The 21,017-nt window shown below is 39.1% G+C and carries 14 protein-coding genes; 1 reads left to right on the top strand and 13 read right to left on the bottom strand.

Features of this window, described 5'->3' with window-relative positions; translation table 11 throughout:
• Positions 1 to 580: 580 nt before the first annotated feature.
• From H7254_RS01735 to H7254_RS01795, 13 genes are all read right to left on the bottom strand, one after another.
• A complete protein-coding gene (locus H7254_RS01735; protein WP_301931342.1) occupies positions 581 to 1,513 on the bottom strand; it encodes a hypothetical protein in 933 nt (310 codons plus the stop codon).
• A 154-nt stretch (positions 1,514 to 1,667) separates the two neighbouring features.
• Positions 1,668 to 3,245: a glycoside hydrolase family 28 protein gene (locus tag H7254_RS01740; protein WP_301931343.1), complete on the bottom strand. Its 1,578-nt coding sequence runs from the start codon at positions 3,243 to 3,245 to the stop codon at positions 1,668 to 1,670.
• Between the two features lie 134 nt (positions 3,246 to 3,379).
• Positions 3,380 to 4,753, bottom strand: coding sequence for a cellulase family glycosylhydrolase (locus tag H7254_RS01745; RefSeq protein ID WP_301931345.1), 1,374 nt, complete (start codon positions 4,751 to 4,753; stop codon positions 3,380 to 3,382).
• A 541-nt stretch (positions 4,754 to 5,294) separates the two neighbouring features.
• Positions 5,295 to 6,236 carry a cation diffusion facilitator family transporter gene (locus H7254_RS01750; protein ID WP_301921299.1) on the bottom strand — a complete coding sequence of 314 codons (942 nt, stop codon included), beginning with the start codon at positions 6,234 to 6,236 and terminating at the stop codon, positions 5,295 to 5,297.
• A 39-nt stretch (positions 6,237 to 6,275) separates the two neighbouring features.
• The gene (gene mgtE / locus H7254_RS01755; RefSeq protein WP_301921298.1) at positions 6,276 to 7,658 is read right to left on the bottom strand and encodes a magnesium transporter; all 1,383 of its coding nucleotides are present in this window, start codon (positions 7,656 to 7,658) and stop codon (positions 6,276 to 6,278) included.
• A gap of 512 nt (positions 7,659 to 8,170) precedes the next feature.
• Positions 8,171 to 8,701 (bottom strand): hypothetical protein, encoded by a 531-nt coding sequence (locus H7254_RS01760; protein ID WP_301931346.1) that lies wholly within the window; start codon positions 8,699 to 8,701, stop codon positions 8,171 to 8,173.
• A gap of 138 nt (positions 8,702 to 8,839) precedes the next feature.
• Entirely contained in the window at positions 8,840 to 9,454 is a 615-nt protein-coding gene (locus H7254_RS01765; RefSeq protein ID WP_301931347.1) for a hypothetical protein, read from the bottom strand.
• 1 nt (position 9,455) lies between these two features.
• Positions 9,456 to 10,094 carry a hypothetical protein gene (locus tag H7254_RS01770; RefSeq protein WP_301931348.1) on the bottom strand — a complete coding sequence of 213 codons (639 nt, stop codon included), beginning with the start codon at positions 10,092 to 10,094 and terminating at the stop codon, positions 9,456 to 9,458.
• A 1,191-nt stretch (positions 10,095 to 11,285) separates the two neighbouring features.
• A complete protein-coding gene (locus H7254_RS01775; protein ID WP_301931349.1) occupies positions 11,286 to 12,335 on the bottom strand; it encodes a family 16 glycosylhydrolase in 1,050 nt (349 codons plus the stop codon).
• A 7-nt stretch (positions 12,336 to 12,342) separates the two neighbouring features.
• Positions 12,343 to 13,239: a PKD domain-containing protein gene (locus H7254_RS01780; protein ID WP_301931350.1), complete on the bottom strand. Its 897-nt coding sequence runs from the start codon at positions 13,237 to 13,239 to the stop codon at positions 12,343 to 12,345.
• A 17-nt stretch (positions 13,240 to 13,256) separates the two neighbouring features.
• The gene (locus H7254_RS01785; protein ID WP_301931351.1) at positions 13,257 to 15,887 is read right to left on the bottom strand and encodes a hypothetical protein; all 2,631 of its coding nucleotides are present in this window, start codon (positions 15,885 to 15,887) and stop codon (positions 13,257 to 13,259) included.
• Between the two features lie 24 nt (positions 15,888 to 15,911).
• The gene (locus H7254_RS01790; protein ID WP_301931352.1) at positions 15,912 to 17,441 is read right to left on the bottom strand and encodes a RagB/SusD family nutrient uptake outer membrane protein; all 1,530 of its coding nucleotides are present in this window, start codon (positions 17,439 to 17,441) and stop codon (positions 15,912 to 15,914) included.
• A 37-nt stretch (positions 17,442 to 17,478) separates the two neighbouring features.
• Positions 17,479 to 20,607 (bottom strand): TonB-dependent receptor, encoded by a 3,129-nt coding sequence (locus H7254_RS01795; RefSeq protein WP_301931353.1) that lies wholly within the window; start codon positions 20,605 to 20,607, stop codon positions 17,479 to 17,481.
• A 224-nt stretch (positions 20,608 to 20,831) separates the two neighbouring features.
• On the opposite strand from H7254_RS01795, the gene H7254_RS01800 reads away from it, so the two are divergent.
• On the top strand, positions 20,832 to 21,017 hold a 186-nt coding region (locus H7254_RS01800), incomplete at its 3' end, for a hypothetical protein (protein ID WP_301931354.1).

The following is a 21,017-nucleotide window of genomic DNA, read 5'->3' on the forward strand; positions in this document are numbered from 1 at the left end:
CCTTGTTTATAACTCATATTACTTAGACAATGTTATTATTGCTTTTGATGTACCTTATGATAAGTTGTGGGTAAGTCATCTCTTTTTTTTGATTTTAGTTTTTGCACAGTCTGTCGTTGCGTCGCAATCCGTTCACCGGCATACCTTTGGGAATCTTGTTTATGCAACCTGATAAATATTTTAATTATCGCAAAAAGCTTCTTAATAACGGCGATTACTAGTCATTCGAAAATGAAGCCGGTAACGCACAGGCTTTTGTGGCGCATGACTGGTTTATTTATATACAGTTATCTGGATAATGTAGAAAAGTGTTTGTTGAACCCCAATATTATGGAAAAATAGCCTCATTTAATTTGCTCATGAATGAATAATAAAACCCACCAAAAAGGAAAGCGCATACTAACTGTGTTAACCTTTTTTACAAGCCTCTTAGTGTAGTTCATTTATTGCGTACATAGTCGTCACAAAAGCATTCTAATCTGGTATTCTTATCGGTCAGTTTCCGCTATTTTCTGTACCCTGTACCAGCTGTTCTACTTGATAGTTTGTGTATCTTTTTTTAAAAATACAATAAGCTGATTTACCTTTTAACCGGCCAGTTCCAATTTATCAAATCACTACTCCAGGCAATTCCGATGGAAGTATTTTTATCAAAATCACCAGCCTCCTCCGTCAATGGGCCGGAACCATGAAAGAACATTACATAAGCACCATAACCTGGTATTTTTTTTAGATCAATAACTGTTCCTGCGGTGATTCTGCCTTTGGCCCAGGGCCAGTCTTTTTGACCTAAGGTTATCAGGTTTCCAAATTGTTCCCAGTGTTTTAAATCAGTTGACTTCTTAATGGCGATGCCATTTTTTGGTGAGTGAAAAAGAATGTAAATACCATCTTCTTTTAACACACTAACATTTTCACCCGATTCGGTATGCCCAAAATATTTCCAGTTTTTAAAATCGTGGGTAGTGCTCATACTTACTCCGTTTTGTTTGTAGAAACACCACCATTTTCCTTTTTCATCCTTGTCTTCCAGCAAATAAGGGTCAATCATTCTACCCATATCCTGCTGCGATATTTCGTTTCCTTTTACCCGTATTAATTCCGGCAAGCTCCATGAAATCAGATTTTTACTCCTCATAATGTAGAGCCTTGCGTCTCCTGTACCAAATTTAGGCATATCCTTACTGTAGTAACCAGGCCTCGGATAGGTTTGCAAACAAAGTATCCATTCGTTTTTATAACGGATGACATTGCCAGGACTTGAGTAGTCCAGGTTTTGATCACGTGGGGTTAATATCTTTTTATCACTCCAATTTTTTAAATCTTTACTGGTACTCATGGCCGTGTAAGAATACACCTTGCCATCGGCTTCGCTTTTAACCATTGTAAAAAAAAGATAAAATAATTTTTTATGATAAAGCACCGCAGGATCCCTGTATGCGACAGAATCGTTTCCTTTAAAAATTATAGGCGAAGTAAGAGATTGTAATTTATTTTGCTGGGAGAAAAGCATTGTAAAACAGCAGAAAAATAATAAAAATAATCCTGCATAGACAAAAAATTTCTTTAAGATATTAATATGTTTTAAAAAATAATTGTTACCCATAGTTGTGAAAAGTATTAAGCCGGAATAATTTTTTTGGGGAAGATTATCTGTAAAAAAATAGTTATAAATTTTTAGAAACAGACTTCGTGTTGTCATCTAATTGCTCATTTTTTGTTTTGTACAGAATAATTTGTTGCTTACCAGCATCCGGCAGTTTTACTTGTTCCATTTTTAAGTGTTCAACATCGTCAAATATAAAAGCTGGACGAAAATCCGCTTTAGCAAGCGTTAATTTAATATTCTTAAAACTTAGCCCGTTTGCATGACGCACATAAAAACCCCATGCCGGAAGTTCGCCAAACATACTGAACTCAGGATATTTTTTTTCTTTCTCTGGTACCTGTTCTAATCTGTTTAATGGAATATACGCCATTCCTTTTGATGCTCTTCCTGGATAGACAATTTCTATATTCTCCAAAACTAGGTTTTTAATTTGGTGGCCAGGAATACCTGTAATGGAGGATGGAAAAGGGTTGTGAAAGAAATCAACTTCCGGCCCACGCATATCATAATTTATATCGGGTCGTCCAAAAGGCACCTGTACTTTCACATCTTTGATGTGGATATTTCTAACTACACCAGGCGTTTTCCCATCTCTATGCCCCAACCGGATGAAAAGGGCATTTCCAGTGTTCACTGCATCAATGTATCGTATGTTTATATTTTCAATCGTTCCGCCATCTACTGATTCCAACGCTATGGCTGAACGAAAGGTGTCGAAAATTTTAATGTGCTCAATGGTAACGTTTTTAAATCCGCCATAAGATGCTGTACCAAATTTAATAGCGCTGGCGCTGGAACGTATGGTACAGTTGGCTATATAAATACTATCATTACAATAACCGGGATAATAGGATTTTAAGCAGATTCCATCATCGCCCGAATTAATGTTACAATTGGTTATACCAACATTGCGGCAATCTGTAATATCCATACCATCATTGTTCCAATAGGCACGGTTGGTAAGAGATATATTATTAATCGAGAGATAGGAACATAACTCAAACGACAATCCCCAGCAGGCTCCGTTTTTAATTTTAAGATCCGAAACTTTTATCTGGTTACATTCGGAAAATCGTAACAACTTTGGACGCACTGTTTCACTGGGCCGCATGTTTCTAATGCTATAGTTGGGGTCAATGCGAATACCAGCATGGTGCAAACTATCAATGTTTAATGCCAACGCCAGTCCCTGCCCATCTATCAAACCTTTTCCGGAAAGAGATATATTATGAACCTTATGCGCTAATAACAATGCCAGTTGTGAGTTATCGTCATTTTTTGGAGAAACGGGCCTCCCCTCAGTTTCCATGGGTTTGTAATCATCCGGATTAGTACTTCCTAAAAGAACCGAACCCTCTTCGAGATAAATATCCACATCGCTTTTCATTTCAATACTTCCGGATAAGAATATACCCTTTGGAAAAATTACTTTTCCGCCGCCTTCTTTACCTGCTGCATCAATGGCAGCCTGAATAAAAAGTGTATTCAGGCTTTTTCCATCTGCTATAGCTCCATAGTCAACAATATTGTATCCTTTTTTTACAACAAAAACTTGCCCATAACTTATGTTGAATTTAATTAAGAAGCCACAAAATATACATAATATATAAAGTACTAAAAATTTTATCCGCTGCATTTTTTGCTTTTTATTGATCATAAATTTTAGTAAAGAATAAAGCAAGGGAAAAATATTAAACTAGTTTTTTTTAAGTCATTTTTTGCTTCAATATTTATAAATAGGCTCTGGATAAGCGATTTTATCAAATTGAATTATCTGTTTCTTTTTTGGTTTGTATGAGAAGATAGTTTCTCTAATTCCTTTGCATATGTAGAAATAATTTTCAGGGTGCTGCTATCGGTATTATAAATTGAATTTAATCCCTGTGGTTCAGAATATGGATCGCCTACATACGAAGTATCGCCAATCATCCATTGATGATTGGCATGCATTGCCCGGCCTTCGCCACCCCAACCCCAAAAATTAACTCCTGCCAGGGTACTTTTTGCTTTTATGGAATCTTGTACGAGTTGAAAAACAAATTGGTAAAATTCATCTCTTGCAGCAACCGTAGTTTCCGGTTCGTATTTTTCACCGTCACGCACAAAACCAAATTCTTCAAGCACTAAAGGTTTATTTAGTTCACGGGCAGTTTTTATGCCTCCATTTATATACTCCAATGTGTTTATTTTAGTTGCCTCCATAGTGGCAGGATCAACTGCCTTGTACCAGCCCCAATTTTTTGGCCATAAATGTATGGTCACATAATCAATAAACTTACTCTGGTGTGCCTGTCGGGTGTAGGCCCAGCTGTTTAATGTTCCCATATATCCCTCACTGCCCGTTGTTACCAAATGATTGGGATCAATGGCATGGATAAAAGAAGCTGTTTCATCTACCCATTTACTAAAAATCGCCATGCTTTCTCCGGCGGTACCTTGTTTAGAAGGCCGAGGTTCATTAGCAAGTTCCCAGGTCATAATTGCCGGGTCTTTTTTGTAAGGCTTTTTCGTATATACATTTACCCTGTTTACCAGCATACTGATGAATTTTCGGTACCTGTTTTGTGCATCTTTTAGCTGATAAAAACTGGCGGAGTAATTCATGAAATCATCCCAGGAAACATTTGCACTCTTTGTGGGGTCTGGAATATTTTGACCCATTGCCCAGAAAACATATTCGCTCATCCCTCCGGTCCATTCCCAATAATTGTTTAAGATCAGAACGGCATGCATATCCCGCTTTGCCATTTCAAACAAAAGAAAATCAAGCCCTTGTAAAAGCTTTTCATTATAATGACCATCCTTGTATTGAAAGGGCGGATTTAAGGGATAAGCAAAATCAGATTCTTCAGAAGCCGCTGCGATCCTCAGATTTTTAAGTCCTGTTTTTTGTAGTTGATCCAGCTCTTTTATAAGTCTTAAGCGATTGCCATAAGCTGCATCAGCACCCAAATAGGCTCCATACCAAAAATTAGTTCCTACATAATAGTAAGGGTTTTTATTAATTACAAAATTGGTATGGCTAACTTTTACAAAACCCTGTGCCTCACAAGAACTATAAAACACAAAAAATGTCAAAACTAAAATAAATGGCAACGCACTTTTTTTCACTTTTTTGTATGTGGGTTGTAATTGTTTCTTCATGATAATCTTTTGTACGTTTTAAAATAAAATGCTTCCATATTAAATCCAGAGAAAAAGACATGTCTTTTTTTCGTGAGTTTTGCCGGGCTTAATAACTCCTAAAAATCAACACAATTTAATCCAATTTAGCCCATTGGGCTAAATTGTACAAAGCAGTTATATTTTTCTAATCTAAAAAAACCTATACTTCCCACATACCTGGCCAGGTATTATCTTTTTCGTTAGAAAGATAATACCTATATAGCGTAGGGCGAGTTTTGAACCGCTAATTAATGGAGATCGGATTTTTTTATTTTATTCTAACAACCTCCTTTTAAAGGCTTAGCTGCAGGCCAAAACGGTTGTGTTTTATTAACGAAATATTGCCTGGTCATACGCAAGGTTCATGGCTAACACACTGCCATTGGAGGACGTTGCTATGAAGAAAATATTAATGAAGAAATAGCATCTTGTAATTCGCCAATGACTGAATAATAAAACCCACAAAAGAGGAATGCGCACGTTACCTGCAAGGGCTTTCCTTTAACAGCGATAGTATTTATTAATGCTGATGCGCTTCGCCACAAATTTTTTCCGAACAGGTTTCGGTTTCTGTTTCGAGGGTGGCATGCTGTATATTGAGGTGCTCCAACTGGTGTTTTATTTTGTGTTTCAACTGGCTGACCTGCACATTAGACAATTCATTTGAAACCACTACATGGCCTGTCATCGCGTTCTGCGTAGTACTAATGGCCCATACATGCAGGTGATGAAAATCTTTAACCCCCGTTTCTTTTAATACCGTTTCTTTTATTATTTTTATGTCAACAGTATTGGGTACGCCATCCAATGAAAGCCGTAAACTATTTTTTAATAAACTCCAGGTACTGGCAATAATTACCAGGCAAATAATGATGCTAAGTAAGGGGTCAATCCAGTACCAGTGGGTAAAGAAAATAATAAGTCCGCCTGCCACTAAACCCAGTGATACCAAGGCATCTGCGGCCAAATGTACAAAGGCTGCTTTTACATTGATGTCTTTTTCTTTATCCCTGAAAAACATAAAAGCAGACACACCATTGATTACAATTCCAATGGCTGCAACGATGGATATCATTTTACCCGGCAATGGTTGCGGGTTACCAAAACGAAAAATAGCTTCGTATCCTATTGCCCCGATGGAGATCAGTAAAATAACAGCATTGAGTAAGGATATTAAAATAGAAGATTTTTTAAACCCATAAGTATATTTATCGGTTGATTTTGATTTAGACAATTTAAAAGCCATCATAGCGAGAGCAAGGGCCGCCACATCTAAAAAATTATGGCCTGCATCTGACAGCAGAGACAAAGAATTTATTTTTAAACCAATGCCTACCTGGATAATAACATACGCTAAGTTTAAAACAATGCCAACTATAAAGGCTTTGTTGATGCTGGTAATTTCCGGCACATGACTGTGACTGTGCCCTGCATGAGAATGATCTGAATGATTGTGTGCCATGTTGATTGATAAAATAACTAAAAAATGATTGCTGTATTTTTATAAAATAGTGCCTTTCAAAATAATGGCAGCAATGCTAAAATAAATAACCAGCCCTGTAACATCCACCAATGTTGCTACCAACGGTGCAGAGGATGTAGCAGGATCAAGCTTACACCTTTTTAACACAATCGGTATCATTGACCCGCTTAAGGTACCCCACATTACAATACCGATTAATGAGAAGAAAATGGTGAGCGCCAATAAAAACCAATGCTGACCGTAATCGTAAAAATGCAGGTTTTGCCAAATGGTAATGCGTACAAAACCAATGGTACCTAAAATAAAACCGAGGGTAAGACCCGATAAAATTTCACGCCGCATTACAAACCACCAGTCTTTTACAGTAAGTTCCTTTAATGCCATTGCACGGATTATAAGGGTTGCCGCCTGGGAGCCGCAGTTACCGCCGCTTGAAATAATAAGCGGTACAAATAACGCCAGTACAACCGCTTTGGAAATTTCGGCATCAAAATAACCCATCGCCGTTGCGGTAAGCATTTCGCCGACAAATAAAACAATTAACCAGGTAGCTCTTTTTTTTATAAGCGAAAAAAAAGCCGTTTTTACATAGGGATAATCCAGCCCTTCCACACCACCAAAGTTTTGAATTTCCTTGGTGTCTCTTTGTTCTGCCACATCCAGCACATCATCTACGGTTAATACACCCAGCAATAAATTATCTGCATTGGTAACGGGTAACACTATCCTGTCATACTCTTTAAACTTTGCCACTGCATCTTCTTTAGTGTCTGTCATTTTAAGACTTACACAAAAGCCATCTAAAATATCCGCCACTTTTTTTTCAGGATCATTCAGCACAAAACGCCTGACCGGAATATCATCTACCAGCTTACCCTCTTTATCCACTACATAAATTACATTCGCAGCTTCGCTGTCCTTATGGTTTTTTCTTAAATATTCATTCGCTTCAGCAATAGTTATTTCCGGTACAATAGTAGCAAAATCTGTATTAATAAGCCGGGCCACACTGTTTTCAGGATAGCCCAGGATATCATGCACCGCATCCTTATTTTTTTCATTCAGTAATGCCAACCAGGTAGAACGTTCCACTCCTTTCAACGACGAATAAAAACTAATACGATCATCGGATATTAGCTCATTTAAAATAAAAGAAGCTCTTGGTTTGGTTAGTTTCTGTATTATTTTTTTTTGTAGCAGGATATCCAGGTATGGGAAAACTTTTGTTTGCGTACTGGTGGGTAACGACCTGAAAGCCTGTACTGCATTCTCATCCGGCACCGATGCCAGCATTTTAGTAACTTCCGCAGGATGCACGTTTTTGTTACCATTGCCAAAATGAAGCAGGCTGCTAAAATCGCCTTTAATTATTTTTTTACTTATCTCTTTTAAATGCAGCATAATTGATACTTGTGGCCATTGCACAACAAAGTAAGGTGAAGTTACTTAAAAACGATGTTAGTAAGATGTAAACGCAATGGTTGATTACTGTAGCATTGATGAGGTACATTTGCCAAAACAACCAATACAAAATACATTATAACCCTGCAGAACGGCAGCCTGTTCGCTTTGCAGGCTTATCTCAAATGATCTTCCATTCCACGGCAACAGCTTTGTACATCCTCAGACGTATCTATCAGCTGCAGTTACGTACATTTATAATTTGGCTTTTAGTTATTATCTTCAGATTAAACTTTTCAACCGGCTTTTGTTACGGGGTGAATAATTTGTACTACCCTGTTATCGCCTATCCCTGCATGGTGTCTGCAAGCATTCACAAAATTTCAAACTATTATTCTAAAGGCTCACTGGTAACGTATTTATACAATGTAAATTTTTACATTGTACAATGCTTTTAGGACAGCATATTTCGGAGATAGAAAGAATTAAATAAAACCCAACAATCAACACTCTTAAAAAAGTTTCACACCAATAGCTAAACTTACTGAAGTAAAATTTTCCTTTACTACATTTCCCCGGTTAAACACATTGATGTAAGCAATATTTCCCGTCCAGCGTTGTTTGCTGGAAAAGTAAAATCCAAGCGAAGGCTTCATGGCAAGCAAAGTTTGGCCATTGATGAAAGAAGGGCCGGCAACAAGGGATACGTATATATTTTTAGCGGGTGCAAATTCGGCTCCTGCCAGAAGATTAACCATTGATGGCACTTCCAGCTTTGCGGTACCGTCGCCATTCATCCTAAAGACATCATCATGAGGAAAATAAATATCACCCGTAATTTCAGCAGTGGGCTTAAATTTTGAACTTACATTAAAAAAAGTCTGTAACCCCAGCCCCATACCCAGCGGGTTATTGCCCAATGTCTGGTCGTGAAGTGCGGGTGTTACCTGGAAGGATAAATAAGTTGATAAACTTTTTTCCTGCTGAGCAAACCCCTGCGTTAAAATAAAACTCAACAGCAAGGACACGATAATTTTTTGCATGAAATATTTTTATTGATGGCATGAAGACTGTTTTTTGTAACTCATTACGGGGAATGTACAAATTTCGATTGATGCGTACGCTCACAGCAGAAGTTACACCTTTTAAAAGTTGTAGCCTCTGCTGTGCAACCTGGCTGTTTAAAAATGAACCTGATCCGGTGCAATCCAATGATCAAACCTTCCCCTTGTTATTTTAGAAGTATTAAAATCCGCATCCAGCAAGCCTGACATTGAGCCACTATACATACCGAGGCCCATTGAATCTAGCCTGATAGAATGAAAATAAATATGGCCCGTACCTTTTGAATTAAAACCATTGACAGTAAAGGAAAAATAGTTGAAAGCAGTGTCTATTGTAAGCCGTTGCCCTTGCAATAAATTTAAATCTTTATAACCAAAACCAGGTTCAACTGCAAGATGGAGGCTAAAAGAATTAGTCATAATAGTGTTGCCCTCAAAATAACCCATCCAGCTTATTACCAGCGTGTCTTTTAGGGTGCCGGTTACCTGTTTAAAAATATCTACTTCATAGTTGGTCCTATAATATGTAAAACTTCCGGTGGTTCTTGATACAGTACGCCATGGTTTGCCATCTATAAAGCAGGATAAAAGATTATTACCGGTACTTGAAAAAATAGCTATTCCCTGGTCTTCTGCATCAGCAAAATACCGGGTATCATTTCTGCTACATCCTGTCAGTAAAAAAAACGCCAACAAAAAATAGAACATCGTTTTAAAATTTCCCTTTATCATTTTACTTTTTTTTAATAGGAATAGAGTAACCTGCACTGAGATTTATGGGAGCCATCAACTGAAAGGAAGACGGATATTTAAATGCCCTGCCAGCCGGTGGTGAAGAAACATTTATTTGAAAAAATAACCTGCCACTCTTCAGCAACCGCATATACTCTACTCCCCCACTAATAAAAATACTCAACTTATTCTGCGTTTCATCCGGATTTAAAAGGGTGTAATTATTTTTATCGTACCGGTAACTAACTTTTATTTGTTGAGCTGTGAGGCCCGTATTTATCAGCAATGATAATTTATTGACACTGTTTTTACCCGCCAGTACAATGCGATGACCGGCTGAAAAAGAAAATGATCCGGGAAGGATAGTTTTTTGTGCGGCGGTATATAAGGGCAGAAGGGGATTTGCCGTAAAGGCAGAATCGTTGGATACATGCGAAAGCGCCCAGCTTTTTTGTACCAATAAAATAAATTCGTAGCCACTGCTTTTTTTAAAAGTGAATTGTACCGCGCTGTTAATTTGGTTAAACCCGCTTTGATTCATATCAATCTGGTAGCCGATAACAGGTTCAATATAAAATTGTGCAATGCAATTAAATGCTGATAAGTTTATAACAAGTAATAAGGGTAATATTTTTCGCATGACTAAATATAGAGTAAAATAAAAACTAAAATGCTGCTTGCTGATTATTTATCAATACTTACAAAAATCAGTTTTACATTGTAACAGCCCGCATTGGACAAACTTCATAACCAACCATTTCATTTATCAGATCATGTGCAATGATCTGATATTTACCTGGTAAATTGGCTATCCTGATCAGTATTAAATATCTCCGGACAACCGTATTGTTATATTGATTCATCAACCACTTGCTTACTATACGCGGTTTTGTGTATCGGGATCACTGGTACTTTTCTAACGGAACAGTATTTGCCATCGCATTGACTTCATGATCCGAACTAAGCGTTTGCGAATAATTGGAATGCCTTGATTTTACTACCGAATATTTAAACGACGTATACCGTTAAAAGGTGTTTTAAATATTTTATTTCAGCCGCTGCATTATACCAAGATTCTCCTGACTATAAAGGCTGGAACCCCAACTTCCCGGAGCCAAAAATACTTGTCATATTAGTTAGTGCTGCCTGCCTGGTGGTAATAATCTGCGTAGGATAAAGTTCATACCTGTGGGCTAGTACTTTCATCGTACTCTGTTGCCTATATGCTTCTAAAAAACTTTTGCTTTAGATTTAGTAGTTAATTTTTGCCTGCCCGTTTTTGATGTAACGGGTAATTTAGGATGAAGAATAATTCTTAATTACCTGTTTTATTTTTAGGGTCGATTATAATTAATGGCAGATTGCTCTCTACCAGAGCCTACTTTTGTTTTGGTTGATATTGCAGAGGTGAGCACAAGTATCAAAATGGATAAAAAACAGAATAATAAAGACCCTCATTTTTATTCATTACTCCGAAAAAGCAAGGTCTGCCCTACGCTCCTATCCCTGTTTGCCACAGGCTTTGTAAAAATTTTACGCGGGGCTTTTTTTGCTTTTTCGGTAATGCTTTTATATTTTTTGCTGCCCGTTAATCGGGCATCCATTTCTATTGGTACAATATTGTACAATCGTTAAAAGAGTTTTCTAATAAACAATCCATTGTTATTACAGCTTTCTGGTGGTATATTTTTTAACAATGATTTGCACAGTAATAACCGCTAAACCCTTTGACCACAATTTTTATATCCCAGTTTTAAAACAATATTTAACGATGATTAACCGGGTAAAAAAGGGTAAATTCAATCACCCTTTTTTATGTTTTATTGTAATGCTATTTGTATACCCTTATGTAATCTACTTCCATGGTTGCATTGGTAACTGCCGGATCAACAGCTCCGCCAAAGCCACCACCCATTGCAACATCTAAAATAAAAAAGAAGTCATGGTTAAAAGGAATACTGCTGCTGTTGATAGTGGTATGGTATAATATTCCATCCACATAAATTTTAATAGCTGCAGCCGACCAATCCAAGGTATACACATGAAATGCTGTAGTAGCATCCGCAATAACAGTAGTACTGCCATCGGCATTACCACCCGACCGCCCCGGGTAATGAAGTGTACCATAAATTGTATTTAAGGTTCGACCCAGGTGTTCCATAATATCTATCTCTCCACAGGCTGGCCATGGGTTGGTATCTACATCACTTCCCAGCATCCACGCGGCAGGCCAGGATCCAACACCCGCCGGCAGTTTAGCCCGTATCTCTACCCTGCCATAAGTAAAGGAAAATTTTCCTTTGGAAAGTAGCCTTGCAGAAGTGTAGGCACTGCCATTGTAATTTTCTTTCAGGGCATTTATTTTTAAAACACCACCTTGTACCACCGCATTTTCCGGCCGGTTGGTGTAGTATTCCAGTTCTGCATTTCCCCAGCCATTGCTACCTGTCCCCAGGTCGTAGCCCCACTTTGCAGGGTCAGGCGCACCATCTGTATTAAACTCCTCCGACCAGAAGAGCACAGGAACTACAGCAGTTACTGTTACCGTTACATCAATTGACTTTTTTACAGTAAGTGACGAATTGCTGGTTGCTGTAACTGTAACCGTATAAGTATTGGTTCCACTTGCGGCATATTGATAATTGATTGCACCTGAACCTACGGTTTTTATATCTCCATTACCAAACTCGTATGCATAGGAAATTGCATTTTCTGCTGTAGCAGTAAAATTTACTTTGCCAGTACCATCAGCACTCACAATTGCAGTAATTGCAAGATTGGATGGAGGCGTTTTAGTTGCGCTGTCAGCGCCGGCTTTTTTATAACTAGCCAGCACAAAAAACAGGATTAATAATGTTACCGTACTTTTTAAATTTTTCATATTGCTGTTATTTAGCTTTTAATTTTTGATACCAGGCATTTCCATCAATGCCTATGTTGCGTAAACTAATGTTGGTTGCGGATGCAGATAAAATTTCGTATGTGTTGCCACCGGTTGCAAAATTGATAATGCCATTACCAGGTACCATAAATTGTATCCTGGTAGATATATCCGGCGTGGACGCAGAAGTAGCGTTCATAAAAGACAACTTCCTTACACCACCCGTATTAATATCATAGCAATTATCACCTCCGTTTACTCCGTAAAAAGTGGTGGATGCAGCTATCAAAAAAGACTGGCCTTTGTTGTCAACGTTAATAAAAATATTTCCGTTGGTGTCTTCTGTAAAAGTAATTTCATCATCGTATAAACAAGCCGCTCTCGAATTGGGATCAGCTGAATAATAGTTGGGTGTAAAGACACTATTCGCCCCTACACCTACATGTCCCGGAGCATCTTTATCCGTAACCCAGGTTCTTGAAGCGTTGTTTGTTAATGCCGCAACAATTTCGGGTGGTATTACAAAAGCCACAAATACGGTTATCTTTTTACTAATGGTAGAAATTACCCCGCCGGTACCAATTGCATTGATGGTAATCGTGAAATCTGTTGTACCCGGATTGGAATATTTATACGTAACACTACCGGAAGGTACCAACTTGGAAGTTCCATCTCCAAAGTCTATTTTATAGGTAATGGCATCCTTAGCAGTAGTAGTAATAACCACCGTTCCCGAGCCGTCGCCGTTTGGACTATTGGCACCAGTTCCGGCAATAGCAGCCGTTATTGCCAGGTTGGTGGGCGTTTTTAATGTGCCGAATGCATACTCTGTTTTTTTACAGGCAGTAAATGTAAACATGGCTGCGAGTAAAATGATTGTTATTGATTTTATGTTGGTTGTCATTGCATTAAGTTTTGTTGTTAAAGAAATTTCACGTCGTCCCAGTAGAATATCAACCCGCTTCCGGCTTTTCCGAAATCGAAAAATATAGAAGCTTTGTCGTAGGTAAAACCAGCATTCCATGCAGCCGTGCCGGCGGCAGGTGTACTAAAATCAAACACAAGTATTTCCCATTGATTGGCTAACGTTGATTTCACATCTGTTTCTACCGAATGGGTAGGATCATTGTGATCTTCAATTTTTAATTTGATAACCAGATCAGCGGAAGGTGAGTAAACCCGTACACTCATTTTTGAGCGGCTGGCGGTTACGGGGATAACAGTTGCAAAGCCAAGCGCCGTACCAATGGTTGTTCCAGCCCAGCTTTGGGCACCTGCAGGTTTTGTAGTCATCTTTACGTTGTTGCTGCTACTGACCGGATCTTTTGCCGCCACGGTCATATTGCTTCCAAAGTCACTAACCGTATAGTCCACGGTTGCATCTTCAAATGTTACGGGTAAATTTATCTGAGACAAACTACCGCCGCCACCACCGGAAGAAACAAATTTCACATCATCAAAATAGTAGGTTCTGCCATCCCCCGCATTGCCAAAATCAAAAAATATGGACGCTTTGTCGTAATTATAGGCAGCGTTCCAGGCACTTGTGCCCGCAGCTGGGGCGCTAAAATCAAAAACCAGCGTTTCCCATTGATTTGCTACTGTTGTTTTTGTGTCTGTTTCAACCGAATGAGTGCCTTCGTTGTGGTCTTCAATTTTCAATTTAATATCAATTCCCGCAGCAGGCGAATACACTTTAACACTCATTTTTGTGGCGCTGGCCGTAACAGGAATTTTAGCCGAAAAGCCCAATGCAGTACCAATGGTAGTTCCTGCCCAGGATTGGGCTCCGGTTGTTTTAATTGATTTCATTACCATATTGCTGCTGTTGACTGGATCGGTTGCAACTGATGATTGATTGCTTCCGAAATCTGTAACCGAATAATCCACTGTTGCATCGTCAAATGTAACCGGTAAGTTGATTTGCTTTAAAATGACAACTGCTTTTGCCATTTGCAGATTATCAAAATAATAAGCTTTCCCGTTGCCACTATTTCCGAAATCGAAAAACAGCGACGCCTTATCGTATTTAAATGCAGTGTTCCATGCGCTTGTGCCTGCGGCAGGATTGCTAAAATCAAAAGTCAGCGTTTCCCACTGGTTTGCTACGGTGGTTTTGGTATCTGTCTCAACAGAATGAGTGCCGTCGGTATGCTCTTCAATTTTCAATTTAATATCCAATCCTGCCGCCGGTGAATAAATTCTCATACTCATCTTTGTTGCGCTTGCACTAACCGGAATTACGGATGCAAAACCAGATCCGGTTCCAACGGTAGTACCCGCCCATGACTGTGCTCCGGAGGTTTTAATAGACTTCATTACGTTGTTGCCACTGTTCATTGGGTCTACAGTAACGGCTGATAAATTTCCCCCGAAATCAGTAACGGTATAATCGGTTTTAACATCGTCGAAGGTAACCGGTAAATTGATTTGTGCCAGAGATGGTGGCGCCATTTTCAGGTCATCTGCATAAAAAATCTTTCCACTGCCTGCGGTACCAAAGTCGAAAAACACAGAGGCTTTGTCAAATATGTATGCAAGGTTTAAAGCGGCAGTACCAGGGGCCTGGTTTTTAAAATCAAATACCAGTGTTTCCCATTGGTTTGCCACTGTTGTTTTTATATCCGTTTCAACAGAATGGGTAGGATCGGTATGGTCTTCAATTTTTAATTTAATATCAAGCCCGGCAGCGGGAGAATATACCATGATACTCATCCTAGTATTACCTGCTGCAATGGGTATATGGCTTGCAAAACCAATCGTTCCGCCCAAAGTAGTTCCGCCCCAAACCTGGGCACCCGCGGTTTTAACAACTTTCATCACCTTGTTGGTACTGCTGGCCGGGTCAACGGCAACGGCCGAAGAATTACCACCAAAATCTAATAATGAATAATCCACATTGGCATCGTCAAAGCTAACCGGTAAGTCTAATTGTTTTGCCACTTTGATGGTATCCAAATAGGTTGTAGTTGCAGCACCACCACTTAATGCTACTACTTTTATAATATAAGTACCCGCTGAAGCATAGGTGTGGGTTACTGTCTGGCCTTCTAAAAACGGCGTAAATGGAACCGGGGATGCTGTGCTGGAATCACCATAATATACTTTAAAAAGTGTTTCGTATATGGCCGAAGCTGCAATATTTACAGTTAATATATTGGTTGTAACGGTTACTTTTAAATTTTCTGGTGCCTTAAAAGAAACGGTTAACGGCTGTGTAGCTTCTGTGGTTTTACCTGCTATATTGTAACCAACAATTTTTACATTGTACACCCCTTCAGTGTAGGTATGGGTGGTATTTTTACCGGCTGCTATTTTAATTGGTGTGGTAGCGGTGTCGCCATAATAAATATCGTAATTTATTGCACCTTCGCCATTGGGGGTAATGCTTACCAGGCCTGTATTATCCTGAGTGATGTCGAAAAGAACGGATAATTTGGCGCTGGCCGGGGCTTTGGAAGCAAAAGAAGTATCATTAGATAAATCTTTTTTACAACCTGCCAAAACGCAGAGCAGCAACGTTATGCTGAAAAAATATTTTAAAATTTTCATGATTCAATTTTTAATAGTTAAAATTTAATACCCTGGGTTTTGTGTTAGCCCTGAAAGTGATATTTCTATGTTAGGTATAGGAAACAATTCATTTTTCCCGGTTACAAAGCCCAAAGACCCCAACGTAGCAGCGGCTTGCCCGGTGCGTACCAAATCAAAAAAACGTTCCCCTTCCATAGCAAGCTCCAGTTTTCTTTCATTCAAAATAGTAGTATACAGGTTGTTGCCTGTTAAGGAAATATCATGCTCATTATCGCCGAAAGCCCGTCGCCTTACTAAATTTAGATAAGTTTGCGCTGCAACATCGTCGGGCGAACTTTTTTGGTTGTTGGCTTCTGCAGCCATCAACAATACATCTGCATAACGAATGGTGCGGTAATTATTTTTATAGTTCAATTGAAAAGCACCGCCGCTTGTATTGGTTTGTCCTGCATGCGGCAGATATTTTTTATTATACAAGCCGGTGTTTTCGTACGGTGCGGTTAAAAACGAAATACCGTAAGCCGGGTTGGCAGCAGTATAAGCGGCAACATCAAAACAGGTAACTGCTTTGCGCTGATCGCCGGCTGCGTATGCGGAAGCTAAATTTTGTGTGGGCAGATTGATGCTATATCCCGAGGCATAAGGCATTGAAGTACTCTTTGCGGCTAATTCTCTAACCCCGCAAAGTTGCACGGCGTAGTTACCAGGACCCTGAGCAGGATCTGCCGAGGTATAGGAATTGGCGCCATCACTTGAATATTGTATTTCAAATACTGATTCAACACCATTTTCACCCGATTTCTCAAAAATTGCATTGAAATCGCTTATCAGACTAAAAGAGTTTGAGCTGATAACATTTTGTAAAACAGCTGCGGCAGAATCGTATTTTTTTTGGTACAGGTAAACTTTGCCCAATAACGCCAAAGCTGCAAATTTAGTGGCACGTCCGGTTTGCGATTGCACAATCGGTAATACGCCTATGGCAGCTTTAAGATCGTTTTCAATAGCAAGATATACGTTGGCTTTTGAGGTACGTTTAAGCGTGCCAGTGGCAGAAATATCCAAACGTTTATCGGTAACCAAAGGCACATCACCAAACATTTTGGTAAGCGTAAAATAATAATACGCCCTTAAAAAATATACTTCGCCATACATAGCATCTTTACCAACAAAACCAATGCTTTGGCCTGCCGGGTTGGTGGCGTAGTATTGGGTTAAATAGTTGGCCCTGTTTACCCCTTCGTAGGCATACTGCCAAAGGTTAGATAAAATGCCATTCACCGGTGTTTGGGTGTACTTATCTATCTGTTGCAAATCAAGCACATCCGATGCGCTTTCGCCGCCTGTAACCGAATTATCGGATGCAATGTCGCCTATTGGTACCAACAAGTTCAACCATTGCAAGGGTGTATAAACACTTACTTGTTGAGTGCGGTAATCACTTTCGGTAAGCAAATAATTTTTATCTGTAATCTGATAATTATCTGCGGCCGTTTTATCAAGGTATTTTTTGCAGGATGCCATTAAAGCCAGCATGGCAATAGCTCCTGTTATTTTCAAATATTTTATCATATAGAAAAATTTGATTTGTTGGTGATGATAAATAGTCTTAAAATCTAAGGTCGAAACCTGTTAAAAAAGTGCGTGGCAGCGGGTAAGTACCTAAATCAACACACGAGCCTAAAATACCGCCTGAAATTTCCGGGTCATATCCGCTGTATTTGGTGAAAGTAAAAGCATTTTTCACCGCTATGTACCATCGTATTTTGGAGAACATCCCTTTTAATATTGTCTTAGGAAAAGTGTATCCCAATTGCAGATTTTTGATCTTTATAAATGATCCATCTTCTACAAACCTGTCAGAAACCCTGGCATTGTTGTTTGCGTCCGTAAAAGTATATCTGGGATACCGTGCATCGGTGGTGGTGTTAGGGCCTGTCCAACGGTTAAGCACACCACTGAATTTATTGGTGAAGTTGGCATTTCTTTCATAAGCCCTGTAAATATCGTTGCCGTAAGAGACATACGTGAAGACTGTAAAATCAAAGTTCATAAAGTCTAAACCGATGTTCCAACCCAATACAAATTTTGGAAAGGGGTTACCTATTTTAGTTTGGTCTTTGCTGTTGATCACACCATCTCCATTCACATCTGCATATTTTATATCACCGGGTTGTGCACCTGCCTGCTGGGGCGATTTGGCTACCTCATCAGCCGTTTGAAAAAGACCCGCAGTTTTGTAACCGTAAAAATATCCCGGCGCCTGACCTTTCTCAAAAACAGTTACGCTTTGGTTTTGCCCGTTAAAATAATAACCACCCGGTATTTTTGCCGTACCATCAAAACTGGTAGCGGTTACCAGGCTTTTAAAAGCAGTAAAATTGAGTGCCGTATTAATGCCCAATTTTTTACCAATCCTGTCACTATATCCTAAAGTAACATCTAAACCCGTTGTTTTGGTAGCTCCTACATTAGATGTGGGTGCCGGCACCGTGCCTACATACAGTGCCTGGGCACCAGTAAAAATCAGGTTAGAAACATTCTTTTGAAAATAATCTGCATTAAGGGTAAACTTGTTTTTAAAGAAGGTCATATCAAAACCTGCATTGGTTTGTGCATCTGTTTCCCAACCCAGCAATAACGGGTTGCCCTGGCCGCCAATGCTGGAACCGGGGTAAAACGCACCATTAAAGTAATATCCGTTATTGTTACCAATATTGTTATAGGTACCTCCGGTAGCGATGGTGGTAGTTTGCAGCGAGGCACCTGCGTTACTGCCAACACTTCCATAACTGGCCCTTATTTTTAAGAAGTTGATGAACGTTGAACGGAAGAAATCTTCTTTTGAAACCACCCAGCCTACGGAACCTGCATAAAAGTTGCCATATTTTTTGGCAGGCTGAAATTCGGAATAGCCATCCCTGCGAATGCTTGCCGATAGCAGGTATTTATTTTGGTAATCGTAGTTGGCCCTTGCAAAAAAGGAAACATTTCTTGAATAAGAACCGTAGTAATACCCTGAGTTGGCAGTAGTATTGGTAGAAGAATTTATACCTGTTGCAGCCTGTAAGCTGGCATAGGTCCATGAATTGAAAGGTACATCCTGCCTGGAAGCTCCCAAGTGGTTTTGCGAAGACTGGCCTAAAGCCATACCCGCCGTAGTTTCAAAATGATGATCCTTATTTATATCAAAATTGTAATTGGCAAACGTTTCCCAGTTCCACGTAAAATAATTGTTACGAAGAGATGAAACCGAGTTATGGTGTAAAATACCTTTTATCGTAGCGGAACCAGTTTCATCCAAAGAATTGTCGTCGTTATTAATACCATAAAACACAAGTGGATTAAATGTTTTTACATTATCTATATAATTGGTATACCCAAACCTTGATGTGATTTTCAGGTTTTTTAATGCGTCGTATTGAAATTCAAATTTTCCATATTGCTTATTGCCATTATTTTGGTTATACGTATTTTGCAGGTCAGTAAGCGGATTATGCACTTCTTTTTTAATCAGGGTGCTGTATCCGTAATTTCCGATAGTGCCGGGCACTGTATTATAAACAGAAACGGTTGGATCAAAATTTAGTGCTTCCCCAATAATACCATTCCAGGTTCCTTCTTTCACACCCTTTGATGAAAGCAAGACTTCCGTTGCATTTACAACAAACTTTAATTTAGGTGTTAATTGAAAACTCAGATTGGCTGTGAAATTGGTCCTACCAAAATTCGATTTATCAATTCCACCCAAAATACCTGCCTGGTCGTTGTAACCGCCAGATAGAAAATAGGTCATTTTATCAGAGCCGCCGCTGGCAGAAATGCTATGTGATTGTATTGGAGCAGTTTTAAATATCTGATCCTGCCAGTTGGTACCTACGCCCAGTTTACTGATATCGGGAAAAATAATGCCCTCACCGGATGTAGTACTTCCTTCATTTAACATAGCAGCATATTGGGTAGCATTTAAAACCGGGATGTTGTTGGCCACCTTTTGCAAACCAGCACTACTCGAAATGGAGAACTGCGTTTTTTGGTTCTTTTTGCCCGATTTAGTGGTAAGCACTATTACTCCATTACCACCACTAACGCCATAAATAGCAGTAGCTGCAGCATCTTTTAATATATTGATACTTTCTACATCGGAAGGATTAATAGCATTCAAATCGTCAAGAGTTTGTATAGAGCCATCCACCACCACCAGGGGATCTGAACCATTGTAGGAAGGTATCCCCCTTACAAACAATGTGGGCTTTACGCCCGGAGATCCACTTTGCACAATCGTAACGCCTGAAGCCCGTCCCTGGATGGCATCTTCAACCCTAACTGGACTTGCTTTTTCAATGGCATCCGTTTTAATGGTAGAAATTGCTCCTGATACTTTGGTTACTTTTTGGGTGCCATAGCCAATCACTATTACTTCCTCCATTTGTTTATTTCTGTCATCCATCAAAATCAACACATCGCCTGGTTTTTTAACGACGTAATTGCTGGATAAAAAGCCAACGGAAGTAACCACCAGTGTCCCGCCTTTTTGAATGGAAATCTGAAAATTACCATTTTCATCTGTAACAGTTGAGGTGGAAGTTCCTTTAATTAATACGGTGGCCCTTGCCAATGCTTCGCTGGTAGTTTTGCTCTTCACTTTCCCTGCTACTATAATATTTTGCGCCAGGGTTTGTTGAAGAAAGCTTCCTAAAAAAATACCAACACATAAAAGTCTCAATTTTAATTTCATAAAAGCAATCGTTTTAGAGGTATGTAAACAATAAAAAATCGTTCAGTAAAACTACGGCAGTCTACTTCATTTGTAGTCTAAATACCCACTTCATTACTACTTCATGCATTGTGCTTTAAGTTAATTTATACCGAATTAGCTACTTCATAACTACTTCATCCGCTATTACCTTAATACATCAATCAATTTTTAATACCTTCATCTTTTAAAAGATGTTCGCTGAAATGAAGAAAATACTTTTGTTTATTTTTTTGCCATTCTCCGCCTTTTGTCAAAATACCGTTGGCTTACCGGATATAATCAATTATTCCAAACAGAACTACAGTGCTGGTTTGCAGAATTGGGATATTCGGCAGGATAAAAACGGAATTATGTATTTTGCCAATAATGAAGGATTGCTGTCATATGAC

This window comes from Ferruginibacter sp., from assembly GCF_014377975.1.
In the GTDB taxonomy this organism is placed as follows: Bacteria; Bacteroidota; Bacteroidia; order Chitinophagales; family Chitinophagaceae; genus Ferruginibacter.

Bases quoted from the DNA above. Each gene is read 5' to 3' on its own strand.
- H7254_RS01735 (WP_301931342.1), bottom strand. From the start codon at position 1,513: ATGCTTTTCTCCCAGCAAAATAAATTACAATCTCTTACTTCGCCTATA.
- H7254_RS01740 (WP_301931343.1), bottom strand. From the start codon at position 3,245: ATGCAGCGGATAAAATTTTTAGTACTTTATATATTATGTATATTTTGT.
- H7254_RS01745 (WP_301931345.1), bottom strand. From the start codon at position 4,753: ATGAAGAAACAATTACAACCCACATACAAAAAAGTGAAAAAAAGTGCG.
- H7254_RS01750 (WP_301921299.1), bottom strand. From the start codon at position 6,236: ATGGCACACAATCATTCAGATCATTCTCATGCAGGGCACAGTCACAGT.
- mgtE (WP_301921298.1), bottom strand. From the start codon at position 7,658: ATGCTGCATTTAAAAGAGATAAGTAAAAAAATAATTAAAGGCGATTTT.
- H7254_RS01760 (WP_301931346.1), bottom strand. From the start codon at position 8,701: ATGCAAAAAATTATCGTGTCCTTGCTGTTGAGTTTTATTTTAACGCAG.
- H7254_RS01765 (WP_301931347.1), bottom strand. From the start codon at position 9,454: ATGATAAAGGGAAATTTTAAAACGATGTTCTATTTTTTGTTGGCGTTT.
- H7254_RS01770 (WP_301931348.1), bottom strand. From the start codon at position 10,094: ATGCGAAAAATATTACCCTTATTACTTGTTATAAACTTATCAGCATTT.
- H7254_RS01775 (WP_301931349.1), bottom strand. From the start codon at position 12,335: ATGAAAAATTTAAAAAGTACGGTAACATTATTAATCCTGTTTTTTGTG.
- H7254_RS01780 (WP_301931350.1), bottom strand. From the start codon at position 13,239: ATGACAACCAACATAAAATCAATAACAATCATTTTACTCGCAGCCATG.
- H7254_RS01785 (WP_301931351.1), bottom strand. From the start codon at position 15,887: ATGAAAATTTTAAAATATTTTTTCAGCATAACGTTGCTGCTCTGCGTT.
- H7254_RS01790 (WP_301931352.1), bottom strand. From the start codon at position 17,441: ATGATAAAATATTTGAAAATAACAGGAGCTATTGCCATGCTGGCTTTA.
- H7254_RS01795 (WP_301931353.1), bottom strand. From the start codon at position 20,607: ATGAAATTAAAATTGAGACTTTTATGTGTTGGTATTTTTTTAGGAAGC.